11 protein-coding genes and 3 tRNA genes are annotated in these 14,301 nt (G+C 74.3%); 9 read left to right on the top strand and 5 right to left on the bottom strand.

Annotated elements, in window-relative coordinates; genetic code table 11:
- The first annotated feature begins 32 nt into the window (after positions 1-32).
- The 8 genes from A6A06_RS31545 to A6A06_RS31510 all read left to right on the top strand — a co-directional run bounded on the left by A6A06_RS31545 (position 33) and on the right by A6A06_RS31510 (position 5,252).
- Positions 33-353 carry a histone-like nucleoid-structuring protein Lsr2 gene (locus tag A6A06_RS31545; RefSeq protein ID WP_073765775.1) on the top strand — a complete coding sequence of 107 codons (321 nt, stop codon included), beginning with the start codon at positions 33-35 and terminating at the stop codon, positions 351-353.
- 308 nt (positions 354-661) lie between these two features.
- Positions 662-733, top strand: a tRNA-Gly gene (locus tag A6A06_RS31540).
- A 75-nt stretch (positions 734-808) separates the two neighbouring features.
- Positions 809-881 (top strand) — tRNA-Gly (locus A6A06_RS31535).
- A gap of 182 nt (positions 882-1,063) precedes the next feature.
- A complete protein-coding gene (locus A6A06_RS31530) occupies positions 1,064-2,041 on the top strand; it encodes an ABC transporter ATP-binding protein (protein ID WP_073765773.1) in 978 nt (325 codons plus the stop codon).
- Positions 2,038-2,865: an ABC transporter permease gene (locus A6A06_RS31525; protein ID WP_073765771.1), complete on the top strand. Its 828-nt coding sequence runs from the start codon at positions 2,038-2,040 to the stop codon at positions 2,863-2,865. Before A6A06_RS31530 ends, A6A06_RS31525 begins: the two co-directional genes overlap by 4 nt.
- Positions 2,838-4,217 (top strand): sensor histidine kinase, encoded by a 1,380-nt coding sequence (locus tag A6A06_RS31520; RefSeq protein ID WP_242441034.1) that lies wholly within the window; start codon positions 2,838-2,840, stop codon positions 4,215-4,217. Before A6A06_RS31525 ends, A6A06_RS31520 begins: the two co-directional genes overlap by 28 nt.
- A gap of 325 nt (positions 4,218-4,542) precedes the next feature.
- Positions 4,543-5,145, top strand: coding sequence for a response regulator transcription factor (locus A6A06_RS31515; protein ID WP_073766073.1), 603 nt, complete (start codon positions 4,543-4,545; stop codon positions 5,143-5,145).
- A 34-nt stretch (positions 5,146-5,179) separates the two neighbouring features.
- Positions 5,180-5,252, top strand: a tRNA-Gly gene (locus A6A06_RS31510).
- Between the two features lie 42 nt (positions 5,253-5,294).
- On the opposite strand, the gene A6A06_RS31505 is transcribed toward A6A06_RS31510, so the two are convergent.
- A complete protein-coding gene (locus A6A06_RS31505) occupies positions 5,295-6,197 on the bottom strand; it encodes a phosphoribosylaminoimidazolesuccinocarboxamide synthase (RefSeq protein ID WP_073765767.1) in 903 nt (300 codons plus the stop codon).
- 130 nt (positions 6,198-6,327) lie between these two features.
- A complete protein-coding gene (locus A6A06_RS31500; RefSeq protein WP_079194465.1) occupies positions 6,328-7,707 on the bottom strand; it encodes an MFS transporter in 1,380 nt (459 codons plus the stop codon).
- Positions 7,708-7,808: 101 nt separating this feature from the next.
- Here A6A06_RS31500 and A6A06_RS31495 point away from each other — a divergent pair, with 101 nt between their 5' ends.
- Positions 7,809-8,729 (top strand): LysR family transcriptional regulator, encoded by a 921-nt coding sequence (locus A6A06_RS31495; RefSeq protein ID WP_073765765.1) that lies wholly within the window; start codon positions 7,809-7,811, stop codon positions 8,727-8,729.
- Positions 8,730-8,752: 23 nt separating this feature from the next.
- Here the strand turns inward: A6A06_RS31495 and A6A06_RS31490 are convergent, their stop codons facing one another.
- The 3 genes from A6A06_RS31490 to purD form a co-directional block, all read right to left on the bottom strand.
- Complete coding sequence (locus A6A06_RS31490) at positions 8,753-10,231, bottom strand: N,N-dimethylformamidase beta subunit family domain-containing protein (protein WP_073765763.1); 1,479 nt, start codon at positions 10,229-10,231, stop codon at positions 8,753-8,755.
- Between the two features lie 289 nt (positions 10,232-10,520).
- Positions 10,521-12,479, bottom strand: coding sequence for a hypothetical protein (locus A6A06_RS31485; protein ID WP_073765761.1), 1,959 nt, complete (start codon positions 12,477-12,479; stop codon positions 10,521-10,523).
- Positions 12,480-12,916: 437 nt separating this feature from the next.
- Positions 12,917-14,176, bottom strand: coding sequence for a phosphoribosylamine--glycine ligase (purD, locus tag A6A06_RS31480; RefSeq protein WP_073765759.1), 1,260 nt, complete (start codon positions 14,174-14,176; stop codon positions 12,917-12,919).
- Positions 14,177-14,301 lie beyond the last annotated feature (125 nt).

The raw sequence follows: 14,301 nt of genomic DNA, 5'->3' as shown, positions 1-14,301 counted from the left end.
GGCGGGGTTGCTGCTCGAAAGGACCGATATCCGTGGCGCAGCGCGTAGTAGTCACGCTCTCCGATGACATCGAAGGCGGAGAAGCCGCAGAGACGGTCACCTTCGCTTTGGACGGGAGGTGGTACGAGATCGACCTCAATCCCGCCAATGCGAAGAAACTGCGCGGCACCCTCGCCCCGTTCGTGGAGGCCGGCCGCAAGCAGTCGAAGTCCGGTAAGGCGTACCACCACACCTCCGTGACCCCGGACCCCGCCGCCGTGCGCGCCTGGGCCCGCTCCCACCGTATGGACGTGCCTCCGCGCGGCCGCATTCCGAAGAAGGTCTACGAGGCCTTCGACGCGGCCAACAGCTGACCCCGGCCGGCCACCGGCCGCCCCTCCCCCGTCGCCGCCCGGCCGCCCACCCGCGTCCGGGCGGCGAGCGGGCGGCACCCGGCACCGGCCGGACGGAGGCCGCGCGGCGCCCCCGGCGGCGGGCACCCCGGCATCCCGGTGGTGACCAGGCGGCATCCCGGCAGCGGCCGGGTGACGGCCGGGCGAAATCCGGACCGGCGGCCGGTTTCGGCTGCCCCGCAGCGGAGTTGCGCAGCACCCCTGTTGATCAGCTAGAGTCTGGAGCACGCCGAGGGGCGAGGCCGAAAGGCCGGATCCCGAGGAGTCACGCGGGTGTAGCTCAGTAGTAGAGCGCCCCCTTTCCAAGGGGGAGGCGCAGTGTGCAATCCCTGTCACCCGCTCCGACAGTACCGACCACTCTTGTGGATCAGGTAGAGTAGCTGTCGCGCCGTCCGGTGAAAGCCGGTCGGATGCCTGCGGACGTAGCTCAGTTGGTAGAGCGCAACCTTGCCAAGGTTGAGGTCGCGAGTTCGAGCCTCGTCGTCCGCTCAGGAAAAAGGCCCCGGTCATCTCGACCGGGGCCTTTTGCGTGCCCGCGCGCACCGAGTCGCCCCCTTCCCGCCCCGCCCGCCCGCAGGGCGCCGCGCCTCCCCCGCTCTCCTGACATTTGTCATCCGGGGTGATGACAAGCCGCACTGCCCGGGGCCGGTTTCCGGCGGGAGCCTTGAAGCATGAACATCGGGGACAGCAACGAGCGCGTGATAGACGTCACGGGACTGCGCAGGCGGTACGGGCCGTCCGGGGGCGGCCGCAAGAGCAAGAAGGGGAGCACGGACGCCTTCGAGGCGGTGCGGGGCATCGACTTCTCCGTCCACCGCGGAGAGCTGTTCGCCCTGCTGGGGACGAACGGGGCGGGCAAGACCTCCACCCTGGAACTCCTGGAGGGGCTGGCCGCGCCGACCGGCGGCACGGTGCGGGTCCTGGGCCACAACCCGTACACGGAGCGCGCGAAGGTACGGCCGCGCGTCGGCGCGATGCTCCAGGAGGGCGGCTTCCCCACGGAGCTGACCGTGGAAGAGACCGTACGGATGTGGGCCGGCGCCACCACCGGCGCCCGGCCGGTCGGTGAGGCGCTGGCGTCGGTCGGTATGACGCGCCGCAAGGACGTACGGGTCAAGCAGCTCTCCGGCGGCGAGCGCCGGCGGCTGGACCTGGCCACCGCGACGCTGGGACGGCCCGAGGTGCTCTTCCTCGACGAGCCGACCACCGGTCTGGACACCGAAGCCCGGCACGGCACCTGGGAGTTGATCCGGGAGCTGCGGGAGGGCGGCACGACGGTCGTGCTGACCACGCACTACCTGGAAGAGGCCGAGGAACTGGCCGACCGCCTCGCGATCATGCACCGGGGCCGGATCGCGACCTCCGGCACCGTCTCGGACGTGGTGGCCACCCACCCCGCGCAGATCTCCTTCGAACTCCCCCCGGGCTACACGGTGGGCGAGCTGCCGCCACTGCCCGCGCTGGGGGTCAGCGGGCACGAGACGGTGGGCCGGACCTTGCGGTTGCAGACCACCGATCTGCAAGGGGCCGCGACCGGCGTACTGCTCTGGGCGCGGGACAAGGGAATCGAGCTGCGGGGGCTGGACGCCCGCTCGGCGTCGCTGGAAGAGGCGTTCCTGCGGATCGCCAAGGGTTTGGAGGACAAGTGAGCGTCGCCGACGTCAAGACCGCCGACAACAGGCCCGGGGCGGGCGCCGCGGCGGCTGCCCGTACGGGAACGCGGGAGCGGCTGGCCGCGCTGTTCCGCGCCGAGCTGACCCTGCTGGGCCGTAACAAGACCGCGCTGTTCATGACCCTGCTGATGCCCGTGCTCATGGCCTTCGCCATGCGGCAGGCGGTCACGCAGATGCCGCTCCAGGACAACGGCCTGTCGGTCGGCACGGTGCTGCTGCCCGGCACCATCGGCTTCGTCCTGCTCTTCGCGGTGTACTCGACCGTCACCGGCACGCTGGTGATGCGGCGCGAGGAGCTGGTGCTCAAGCGGCTGCGCTGCGGCGAGCTGACGGACCGCGAGGTCCTGGCCGGGACGGCGCTGCCGGCGGTGCTCCTGGGGCTGGCGCAGTGCGTCCTGCTGGTGTTCGGCGGCGGGCTCGTCCTGGAAGCGGGCCTCCCCAAGGCCCCGCATCTGGTGGTGCTGGGCGTGCTGCTGGGCATGGTGATCGCGGTGGCGATGGCCGCCGCCTCCACGGCCATCACCAAGAGCACCGAGGCGGCCCAGCTGACCACGATGCCGTTCGTCTTCGTCTCGATGATCGGCTCCGGGATGTTCCTGCCGCTGGACGTCCTGCCCGACAGGATCGCCAACATCCTGGAGCTGCTGCCGCTGTCGCCGGTGATGGGCCTGGTGCGGGACGGCTGGATCGGCGGAGCAGACCTCACCGAAACGCTGAAGCGGCTGGTCATCGCGTTGGCCTGGGCCGGGCTCGCGGTGTTTGCTGTACGTCGGTGGTTCCGCTGGGAGCCACGGCACTGACGATGTACGGCGTTGAGGACTACGGGGGTGCGGGGCCGGTGTTCCACGGGCAGCTGCGCAAGTTGCGGGGGCGCGGCAGGGTCGCGCAGGTCTCCATGTGGGCGCGGTGGTCGCTGTACGTCGCGCCGTGGCTGATGCTCTTCGGCTGGCTGTTCGCGCCGATCGTCGCCGCGGCCGCCCCGGAGCACCTTTCCCTGCTGCCGGCCCTGCCGATCGTGGTGCTGGGCCTGGTGCAGTGCGGTGTCTACATCCCCGGCGTACGGCGCGGGCTCTCGCACTACGTGTACGGCACCCCCGCGCCGTGGCGGCTGATCGCCGTGTCGGCGGTGCTGTCGGCCGCTTCGGTGGTCATGGTCACGATGCTGATCATGTCCGAGCTGCGGCCGAAGCCGGGGGACCTGTTCACGGTGATGCTGTTCCCCACCCTGCCCTTCAACAGCCTGCTGTCCCTGGTGATCAAGAAGCGCTGGCAGGCACTGGTGTACGGCGTGACCACGGTGCTGATGGTGGTGGGGATGCTCCTCGCGGGCGCTCCGCCCGTCTTCGTGGCGGGGCTGCCGATCGTCCTCGCCATCTCCGCCGTCTTCGCGCCGCTGACGTGCCGCAGCTGGGCCTGGATCCTCGCCGCGATGCGCGAGCTGGACGAGGCCAAGGGCGCGCAGGCCAGGCTCGCCGTGGCCGAGGAGCGGCTGCGGTTCGCGCGGGACATGCACGACGTGGTCGGCCGGAACCTGGCGGTGATCGCCCTCAAGAGCGAGCTGGCGGTTCGGCTGGCCCGCAAGGGACGGCCGGAGGCCGCCGACCAGATGGCGGAGGTGCAGCAGATGGCCCAGGACTCCCAGCGGGAGGTGCGGGACGTGGTCCGCGCCTACCGGGAGGCCGATCTCCAGGTGGAGCTGGCGGGAGCACGGGCGGTGCTCCAGGCGGCCGGGGTGCAGTGCCTCATGGACCAGGAGGACAGTGCCGATGTGCCGCAGCAGGTGCAGTCGGTGCTGGCCTGGGTCGTACGGGAAGGCACCACCAACGTGCTGCGGCACGCGAACGCGGCCACCTGCTGGCTGACGCTGCGGGTGACGGCCGACGGTACGGGCGGTGGCGGACGGGCGGCCGGGGCGTCGTCGTCCGGCCCGGCGGTGGTGATCACGATGGAGAACGACGGCGTACTGGAAGAAGCCGTGCACCGCGACGCCGGAAGCGGTATCGCCGGACTGCGGGAACGGCTCGCCGCCATCGACGGCACCCTGGACATCGGCCCCCGGCCGGACGGGCGCTTCTGGCTGCGGGCCCACGTACCGCTGGAGAAGGATCAGATGGCGGAGGGGGACGCGCCGGGGGCCGCCGCGGCCGGGTAGCCCACTCGGACACAGCAGTCCGCGTAAGTACGTGCGGTACGTGCGGTACGTGCGGTACGGGCGCGCGGCGCCGGAGGATCTGCCGGGGTGCCACCGGGCACCCCGGCCGCAGGAACAGAACGACGTGAGAGAAGCGGAGACCGTGGTGGAGGCGCAGCGGGCGGACGGGCAGGGAGCGGCGGGGCCGGGGCGGACGGCCGGTCCGGTGCCGGGGTGCGGAGTGGGTCAGGTGCCGGGCGCGGCCGTGGACGCGGACACGGGCACGGGCACGGAGGCGGACACGGGCACGCACACGGCTGCGGACGCGGCAGGGACCCCGGCGCCCCTGCGCATCCTGCTGGCCGACGACGAGCACCTGATCCGGGGAGCGCTGGCCGCGCTCCTGGCCCTGGAGGACGATCTCCAGGTCGTGGCCGAGGCCGGCTCGGGGCCGGAGGCGCTGGCGATGGCGCTGGCGCACCGTCCCGACGTCGCCGTACTGGATCTTCAGATGCCGGGGGCGGACGGTGTGGCGGTGGCCACATCCCTGCGCACCAGGCTGCCCGGCTGCCGGACCATGATCGTGACCAGTCACGGGCGTCCCGGCCACCTGAAGCGGGCCCTGGAGGCGGGGGTGAAGGCATTCGTCCCGAAGACCGTTTCGGCCCAGCGGCTGGCCGAGATCATCCGTTCGGTGCACGCCGGGAACCGTTACGTGGACCCGGAGTTGGCGGCCGACGCCATCAGCGCCGGGGACTCGCCGCTGACCGTACGGGAGGCGGAGGTGCTGGAGTACGCGGAGAACGGCGCGCCCATCGCGGAGATCGCGGAGCGGGCCGCGCTGTCGCCGGGGACGGTACGCAATTACCTCTCCTCGGCCGCCGCGAAGCTGTCCGCGGAGAACCGTCACGCGGCGGCGCGCATCGCCCGCGCGCGAGGTTGGCTATAGTGGAGCCCGCACCGCGCCGCTGAGCGCGGGGCAGGCGGACGTAGCTCAGTTGGTAGAGCGCAACCTTGCCAAGGTTGAGGTCGCGAGTTCGAGCCTCGTCGTCCGCTCAGGGAAAAGGCCCCGGTCCTCAGGACCGGGGCCTTCTTGCGTCACGACCAGGGCAGTCCGGTCAGCCGCTCGTACGCCTCGATGTACTTGGCGCGGGTGCGCTCGACCGTCTCCGCGGGAAGGGGCGGGGGCGGCTGCTCGCCCCGGCGGTCCCAGCCGGAGGCGGGCGAGGTGAGCCAGTCGCGGACGAACTGCTTGTCGAAGGAGGGCTGGGGGTGGCCCGGCTCCCACACGTCCGCGGGCCAGAAGCGGGAGGAGTCCGGGGTGAGGACTTCGTCCGCCAGCGTCAGCCGCTGCTCCCCGTCGAAGCCGAACTCGAACTTGGTGTCCGCCAGGACGATGCCGCGTTCGCGGGCGATGTCGCGGGCCCGCCCGTACACGGCGAGGGTGGACTGCCGCAGCTGGGCGGCGGTCTCGGCGCCGATCTGGCGGGCGACCTCCTCGTACGGGACGTTCTCGTCGTGCTCGCCGACGGCGGCCTTGGTGGCGGGGGTGAAGATCGGTCCGGGCAGCTCGGAGCCGTCGGTCAGCCCCTCCGGCAGCGCCAGCCCGCAGACCGTGCGGGTCTGCTCGTACTCGGCGAGGCCGGAGCCCGTGAGGTAGCCGCGCGCGACGCACTCCACGGGGACCATCGCGAGTGACGTGCAGACCGTCGTACGGCCTTCCCAGTCGGCCGGGGCGCCGGGCGGCAGCTCCGTGGACAGGACGTGGTTGGGGATGAGGTCGGCGAGCTGGTCGAACCACCACAGGGACAGCTGGGTCAGTACCCGCCCCTTGTCGGGGATCTCGGTGGGCAGGACCCAGTCGTAGGCCGAGATGCGGTCGCTGGCGACCATGACCAGGTCGCCGTCGGCGTTCTGGTAGAGGTCGCGCACCTTGCCGGTGTGGAGATGGGTGAGCCCCGGTACCTCCACTGCCTCGGGCTTTTCTACAAAACCGGACACACTGCCTCCGCGTAGGTTGATCCAGACCTCGATCCGATTCTTCCGTATGCGGAGCGGGAGCGGCGTCGCAGGGGTGGGGGTGGCCTTCCGGTACGGGCCTTCCGGTACGGGTCTCCTGGGGCGGCCCCGGTCAGACCCCGTCGCGGTGTGCCGCGCGGGTGACCGCGCCGAGGGTGAGGACGGCCAGGGCCGCCGCGGCCGCGAGGAGGGCGGGCGGCGAGAGCAGCGCGCTGAGCAGAGTGATCACGTACGGGGCGAAGAAGCCCAGGTAGGCGAGGGTCCAGAAGCGGGCGGTGAGGCGGGCCAGCCGGTGCGGCGGCGCCAGGGCGGCGACCTCGGTCAGCCCGTACGCCACGCACAGCCCGTAGCCGCCGCCGAGCACCGCCGCGGCGATCAGCGCCACGGCGGGCTGTACGGCCGCGACGGCGACGGCGGCGATGAGGAGGCCGAGCGCGATGGCGGCCAGTCCGGTGACGGCGGTGGCGAGGCGGTGCCGGGCGGCGAGGCGGCGGGCGAGCGGCGCCACGAGGAGCCCGGCGCCGGGGGTCACGGCGGTGGCGACGCCCGCGTACACGGTCTGCCAGCCGTCCAGGCGGTCGCCGACGAGCCCCGGGAGGGTCACGAAGGCGATGGTGGGCGCGGCGAACACCCAGGGGGCCACCGGAGCGACCAGCCGCCGGAAGGACGCACCGGCCGGCCGGTGCACGGCGGGCCCCGCGTGGGCGGCAGGCTCCGCCTGGGCGGCAGGTCCCGCGTGCGCGGCAGGGCGTGCCTCAGGAGCGGCGGGGCGCCCCGCGCAGGCCGCCACGCGGTGCGCGGCCCCGGTCCGGCCGGTCTCCGGCGCCCGCGCGGCCGCCACCGCGGCCGCCGCCGAGAGCACCAGGTGCGGGACGTACGCCGTGACCATCGGCGAGGGCGCCCACTGGGCGATCAGCGCGGCGGCGAGCCCGCCGGAGGCGAAGCCCGCGGAGAGGAAGAGCCCGGAGCGGCGGGCCGCCGTGCCGGGGACGGTGTCCGGGTCGTACGGCGCGGAGGACAGTTCCTTGATCCAGACGCTGCCCGCGGTGAGCAGGGCGCCCGCGCCGAGGCCGGTCAGGAAGCGTCCCGGCCACATCAGCCAGGCCGCCGCCGGGCCCGCCATCAGCAGGCACGTCGCCGCGGCGGCGACGGCGAGGGCGGTGAAGACGACGGGCCGGCGGCCGCGCCGGTCGGCCAGCGGGCCGCCCAGCAGCAGCCCGGGGACCAGGCCGAGGACGTACACCGCGAAGAGGGCGGTGGTGGTGGCCGTGGTCAGGCCGAGGTCGCCGCGGTAGGCGCCGAGGAGGGCGGAGAACTGGTTGGCGCTCCAGCCGGAGGCCGTCATCAGCCAGCCCGCGCGCAGCCAGTGGCGGGGGCCGGGGCGCGCCGTTCCGGACGCGGCCGGCGACAGGGCCGGGGAGGGCCGGACGGCGGCGGTGCGGGAGGGCAGGGGTTCGGGGGCGGTGCGGCGGTCGGCGGGGGACGTGCTCATGAGAGCCGTTGTACGAGGCCGGAGGCCCCCGGCGCCGCCCCCGTTCAGGAATCGTGAACGGGACCCGGGTCCGGACGCCCGCACGATTTATCGTGGCACGTATGGACCTGCGACGACTGTCTTCCTTCCTGGCGGTGGTCGAGGAAGAACACTTCGGGCGGGCCGCGTCGCGGCTCTTTCTGTCGCCGGCCGCGGTCACCCAGCACGTGCAACAGCTGGAGCGCGAGCTCGGCACCCGGCTGCTGGACCGCGGCAACGGGCCCGTACGGCCGACCGCCGCCGGGCAGCGGCTGGTCTCCCACGCCCGTACGCTGCTGGCCGCCGCGAACGCCGCCGTGGAGGACGTGACCGAGGCCGCGCAGCGCACCTCGGCGGCGGCGTCCCTCGCGGCACGCGGGCTGCGGGTGGGGGTGATGGGGCACGGCTCGTCCGAGGTCACACCGGCGGCCGTGAACGCCTTCCGCCGGGCGCGCCCCGACGTCCCGCTGAAGCTGGTGCAGCTGACCTTCACGGAGCACTGCAGCGCGCTGCGCGAGGACCGGGTGGACGTCGCGTTCGTACGGCCCGCGATCCAGGCCGAGGGCATCGAGGTGGACGTGCTGACCACCGAGCAGCGGATCGTCGCGGTCTCGGCGGCCTCGCAGCTCGCGGACGCCGCGGCGACGGGCGTACGGGTCGCGGACATCCTCGACCTGCCGTACCTGCGGCTGCCCCGGCACACGCCGCGCCCGTTCACCGACTACCTCTACTTCGACGAGGGCGAGCGCCGCGCCCCGGACTGCGCGCTGACCCCGCACGACGTGCTGACGAGCGTCGCGGCGGGCCGCGGGGCGGGCTCCGGGCTGAAGTCCTTCGCCCGCTACTACCCGTGGCCCGGGACGGTGTACGTGCCGGTGCTGGACGCGCCGAGCGCGCACAGCGTGCTCGTGACGCGGGCGGGCGACCCCAACCCGGAGGTACGGATCTTCCGGGCGCTGACGGTGGCGCTGGCGCGGGAACTGGGGCCGTTCGCGGCGCGGTAAGCGGCGGGCCCCGGGGCTCCCGGTCAGTCGCGCTTGCAGATCCGGTCGAGCAGGTTGGCCGTGGCGCGCTGGACGCGCTCGTCGACATGGCCGGGGCGGTCCAGCGCCGGTGACCAGGCGAAGGTGCCGGACGCGAAGACCAGGGCGCCGCTGAGGGCCCGGTACAGCGACGTCTCCTGGTGGCGGCGCGTGCCCTCACCGTCCAGGTACGGGGAGTGGGCCAGCAGGATGCGGTGGCTGTGCTCGGGCAGGGGCGTGCGGGGGAAGTAGCGGTCGGCCTCGCCCGCGACGAGGCCCGGCAGTTCGTCGCCCTCGTGGGCGCCGGTGGCCTCCCACATCCAGTGGTCCGCGTTGCGGACGACCAGGGGCGCGGGCTCCGGCACCCGGCCCGCGTACTGGATGCCCATCAGCTGCTGCTCCGGGTCGCCGGCCTCGCGCCAGAGGGCGGGCCGGCCGGGGCCCTGCCGCTTGCGGCAGCTGAGCAGGGAGTCCGGTCCCGCGGGCGAGGGGGCCAGTTCGACCTGCCAGTACATGGTGTTGGCGGACAGGAAGACGAGCGAGGTGCCGCTGTCGCGGGCCAGTTCGGCGGTCCGGCGCATGGGCTGGGACCAGTACTCGTCGTGTCCGGGGAAGACCAGGCCGCGGTAGCGGGACGGGTCGACCAGCCCGGCGTGCAGGTCGCGGGCGTCGGCGTAGGCGAGGTCGTAGCCGTAGCGCTCGGCCCAGCGGATGAAGTCGTAGGCGTGGCCCACGTGCAGGGGCAGGCCGGCGCCCGCGTACGGACGGTCGAAGGAGACGGTGGTGGCGGCGTCCGGCTCGCCGAGCAGCGAGCCGTCCGCGTCCCAGGCGTGGTAGAGGCTGGCGCCGGTGCGGCCGTCCTCCGGGTAGAGGTTGTACGCCTGCCAGGTGATGTCGGGCAGGAGCAGCAGGAGGTCGGCGGGGTGGGCGTCGCGGACCGTGAAGGGGACGTGGCTGCGGTGGCCGCCGGTGGTGGTCAGGACGGCGACGTAGGCGCCCAGCTTCCAGTACGCGGGGACCTGGAGGCGCCAGGAGAGCCACCAGTGGTGGCAGGAGACGGTGCGGTCGGCGGTGAGCGGCGCGGGCTGCACGATGCCGGCCAGCCGGGGGCTGGTGGTGATCTTGGCGGCGCCGGTGCCCGCGTAGTGGCCGATGCGGTAGATGTCGATGCTGAAGGGCTGGGGCGGGTCGACCGAGACGCGGAAGTCGATGGCCTCGCCGGGGGCGACCGCGCCGGTGCTCACGAAGCCCTTGATCTGCTGCCGTACGTCGTCCGCCGTGCGGGGACCGGCGCTGGAGCGGGGCGAGGGCAGCCGCTTCTCGCCGGGGACCACCGCCGGATCGACGTACCAGGGGACCACCTGGCCGGAGTCGAAGTAGTTCTCACTGCCGCGCAGCCAGGGCAGCGGGCCCTGTCCGAACGGGTCCGTGACCGCGTGCGCAAGCGCTCCCGACTCCCAGCGCCGGATCTGCTCCGTCCCCATTCGTACTCCCCTCCCTGCGTCCCCCCGCCGACTGAGCAGGCCGCCGCGGCACTCAGATGTCGTGCTCGATTGAACGACTGGGGCCACCCCCAGCACATCACATTACGCACTTGCCCCGTCACCCTTCGTCGTGAATTCGCGAGGGTTCAGGCCATGAACGACGAACTGGAGGGGAACATTCAGCCCGGTCGTACGGGTGATGCGGAGTGGGGCCCGACAACAGGCGCACTCGGCTCCTTCATGCCCCCGAATGCGCCCCCGTACGCTCCCCTCGCGCCCTTGGCGCCCCTCACACGAGCCGGACCGGCTTCTCGGGCCGCACCCCGACCTGGCCCAGCCAGTCGCCCAGCGGCCCGGCGTCGCCGTCGTCGACGAGCCGGAGCACGGGGTGGCCCAGATCCGACCGGCGCGCGCCGTCGACCAGCAGGACCGGCCCGTCGAGCCAGTCCAGACCGGGGGCGGCGCCGGCGGTGTCCACGGCGGCGCAGCACACCATCGCGGTCACGTGGTCGGCGAGCAGCTCGCGGCCCGTGCGCGGGGGCTGCATCGGGAACAGCGGGAGGCCGTCGGCGAGACCGTCGCCCCAGGACACGCCCGCGTCGGGGCCGTCGGCCACCGGCGTGCGGGCCGCCTGGCGCTCCGCCTCCGCGCGCTCCTCGCGCGCCAGCTCGGCGCCGAGCCGGGCGGCGACGAGGTCGCCCGCGCCCTCGTCGGCCATCAACTGCTCGATGACCCTGATCAGCGTCGGCCCGGAGCTCTCCGGGCCGGGATCGGCGGACCGGGCGGACGGCTGCGGCCCCGACTCCGGACCCGGCTCCGGGGGCTCCGCCGACGAGGGCTCCGCCGCCGGGGACTCCACCCCTGGGGACTCCACCGCCGGGGACCCCGCCACCGGGAACTCCGCCGCCGGGGGCTGCGGCATCGAGGGCTGCGGCATCGGGCGGGGTATGCGGCACTCGGAGCGGGAGGCCCGCTCCGGCGCCGCCGGGGGGCGCGGCGGCTGGGTGGCGCCGCCCGGAACCGGCGCCGGCGGGAGCGCGTCCAGCACACGGTGCAGACGGGCCGCCTCCTGGCGCCACTTGCGGTCCACGACCTCTTCCGGATACTGCTGCCAGCCGACCGGGGACCAGTCGGGCCCCGGCTCGGCCGGGCCGCCGTGGAACAGGCGGGCGGCGAGGAGGGAGGCGGCGCGGTCCACGGCGCCGGGCTCCTCCAGGAGGTCGCACGCCGGGCGCTCGCCCAGACGGGAGGTGAAACCTTCGGCCAGACGGTCGCGGCGGGACAGTTCGGTGAGCGCGGAGACCACCCCGGCGTCCAGCCGGGAGGGCCAGCGGCCCATCCGCCAGGCGGGCAGCGCGACCCGGGTCAGCAGCCGGTCCCAGCCCGCGTACGCCAGGCCGACCTGCTCCTGGGCGACGATCCGCAGGCCGTAGTCGACGCTCTGGGCGCGCTCGGACGCGGCGGCGGCAACGCACCGCTCCATCTCCAGCGCGTGCTCACGGCAGGCCCGCAGCAGCAGGCGCGCCACCCAGCCGACGAACGCCGGCGCCGGTGCGGCCAAGGGGCTCTTGGCGCGTGCGGAGACCGCCACCGCGGCGTCCAGCCCCCGTACGAAGCGGCGGGCCGCGGCTATGTCGGGGTTGGCGGAGGGGCCGGTGCCGGCGACGACGGGCGCCAGCAGCGCCCGCAGCTCGGCGACCCGCATCCACCACATGAACGGCGAACCGATCACCAGGACCGGCGCCTGCGCGGCGCGCGCCCCGGCGCGCGCTCCCGTATCCGCTCCCCCGCCGCCCGCCGCCCGGCCGCGCGGCGGGGCGTGCGCGCGGTGCGTACGGTCCTCCAGCCAGCTGTCGCAGTCGGGCGTCAGGGCTATCGCGGACGGCGCGGGCACTTCCAGGCGGTCGGCCAGGTCCCGTACGAGGCGGTAGAGGTCGGGCGCCGACGCCTCGGCTATGGGCACCGACGGGCTCAGCGCGGGCCGGGCCCGGACGATGACGGCCGTGACCAGCGCCGCCAGCAGCAGCACCACCAGCGCGAGCCCCGTCACGGCCCAGCGCGCCACGTCCCAGCCGCTGGAACTCGTCACCGGGTCGGCACGGCCGATACGGCCGGTGAGACCGCCGACGAGCAGCACCACGGCCACCGCCGCGGGCACCAGGGCCACGCCCAGCGCCGCGCCGCGGATCCGCAGCACCGCGAGCGCGCGGGCGCGCGCCGCCTCTGCTCCTGCTTCCGGACCTGCCACGAGCCTGTACACCCCCTGCTGCCCTGATCAACGGGACAAAGAGAACACGGGACGACGAGAGCGGGGCAACGGTGCCGGGCCGCGGACGGCTTCCGGCGGCGATGCCCGCTCCCCACCACTGTGGCACCGGCCACCGACACCGCAATGCCGGTGAGCCACTTGCCGGACGCCGCCGCGGCAGCCGTGCCGCCGGGCGGCACGGGCGTCGCACGACGCTTGCGGGGAACCCTAGTTGGGGCTTCCCTCCCCGTCAGCCGGATAGCGGTGCGGTCACTCGATGGAATGGCTTTGGGTAAAGCCGGGAGCCTTATCCCGGCCAAAAACGTCCGAACCCGCCGGGAGCAGGGTCCGGCGAGGACCGGACCGGAAACCGCCCCGGAGCGGGCCCGGGGCAGTTCGGCGGCAGGACCACGGCGGCCCGGGGGCGGACGGGCGCCTCAGCTCTCCCCCGCCGCCCGCGCCGCGATGTCCGTACGGTGGTGCGAACCGTCCAGCGTGATCCGGCCGAGCGCCCGGTAGGCGCGCTCCCGGGCCGCGGCCAGGTCGGTTCCGGTGGCCGTCACGGACAGCACCCGGCCGCCCGCGCTGACGACCTCGCCGGTGGCGGCGTCCTTCTTCGTACCGGCGTGCAGGACGTACGCGCCGGGCGCGTCCTGCTCCGCGACCTCCGCCAGCCCGCCGATCGGGTCGCCGGTGCGCGGCGTACCCGGATAGTTGTGCGAGGCCACCACGACCGTCACCGCGGCGTCGTCGCTCCAGCGCAGCGGCGGCAGCGCGGCGAGCGTGCCGGTCGCGGCGGCGCCCAGCAGCGCGGACAGCGGGGTACGGAGCCGGGCCAGCACGACCTGGGTCTCCGGGTCGCCGAAGCGCGCGTTGAACTCGATGACGCGCACGCCGCGCGAGGTGATCGCCAGGCCCGCGTACAGCAGCCCGGAGAAGGGCGTGCCGCGGCGGCGCAGCTCGTCGACGGTGGGCTGGAGGACGGTCTGGAGCACCTCGTCGACCAGCTTGGGGTCGGCCCAGGGCAGCGGGCTGTAGGCGCCCATGCCGCCGGTGTTCGGGCCCTCGTCGGCGTCGTGGGCGCGCTTGAAGTCCTGGGCGGGCTGGAGCGGTACGACGGTCTCGCCGTCGGTGACGGCGAACAGGGAGACCTCGGGGCCGTCCAGGAACTCCTCGATGACCACCCGGTCGCACGCCAGCGCGTGGGCGCGGGCCGCCTCGACGTCCTCGGTGACCACGACGCCCTTGCCGGCCGCGAGGCCGTCGTCCTTGACCACGTACGGGGCGCCGAACGCGTCCAGCGCCGCGTCGATCTCGGCGGGGGTGGTGCACAGGTAGCTGCGGGCGGTGGGCACCCCGGCGGCGGCCATCACGTCCTTGGCGAACGCCTTGGAGCCCTCCAGCTCGGCGGCCTGCGCGGACGGGCCGAAGACCGGGATGCCGCGCGCGCGGACGGCGTCGGCGACACCGGCGACCAGCGGCGCTTCGGGGCCGACGATCACCAGCTCCGCTTCCAGGCGCTGCGCCAGGTCCGCCACGGCCGCGCCGTCGACGGCATCGACGGTGTGCAGCTCGGCCACCTCGGCGATGCCGGCGTTGCCGGGGGCGCAGTGCAGCGCGGTGACGTCGGAATCGAGGGACAGTGAGCGGCACAGGGCGTGTTCGCGGGCGCCGCCGCCGATGACGAGGACCTTCACGTGAGCAGCCTAGTCGCCACCGGCGCGGGCGCGGGGCGGCGCCCTCCGCGGGGCCCTCCGCGGGGCCCCCGGCGGCCGGGCGGGACGCGGGGACGAGTCGGGCGTAAGGCGGGGAAACCGTACAA

The organism is Streptomyces sp. CB02923 (assembly GCF_001905005.1).
In the GTDB taxonomy this organism is placed as follows: domain Bacteria; phylum Actinomycetota; class Actinomycetes; order Streptomycetales; family Streptomycetaceae; genus Streptomyces.
This window is presented reverse-complemented; position numbering and strand designations above follow the sequence as displayed.

Bases quoted from the DNA above. Each gene is read 5' to 3' on its own strand.
- A6A06_RS31495 (WP_073765765.1), top strand. From the start codon at position 7,809: ATGGACCTGCGACGACTGTCTTCCTTCCTGGCGGTGGTCGAGGAAGAA.
- A6A06_RS31530 (WP_073765773.1), top strand. From the start codon at position 1,064: ATGAACATCGGGGACAGCAACGAGCGCGTGATAGACGTCACGGGACTG.
- A6A06_RS31500 (WP_079194465.1), bottom strand. From the start codon at position 7,707: ATGAGCACGTCCCCCGCCGACCGCCGCACCGCCCCCGAACCCCTGCCC.
- A6A06_RS31490 (WP_073765763.1), bottom strand. From the start codon at position 10,231: ATGGGGACGGAGCAGATCCGGCGCTGGGAGTCGGGAGCGCTTGCGCAC.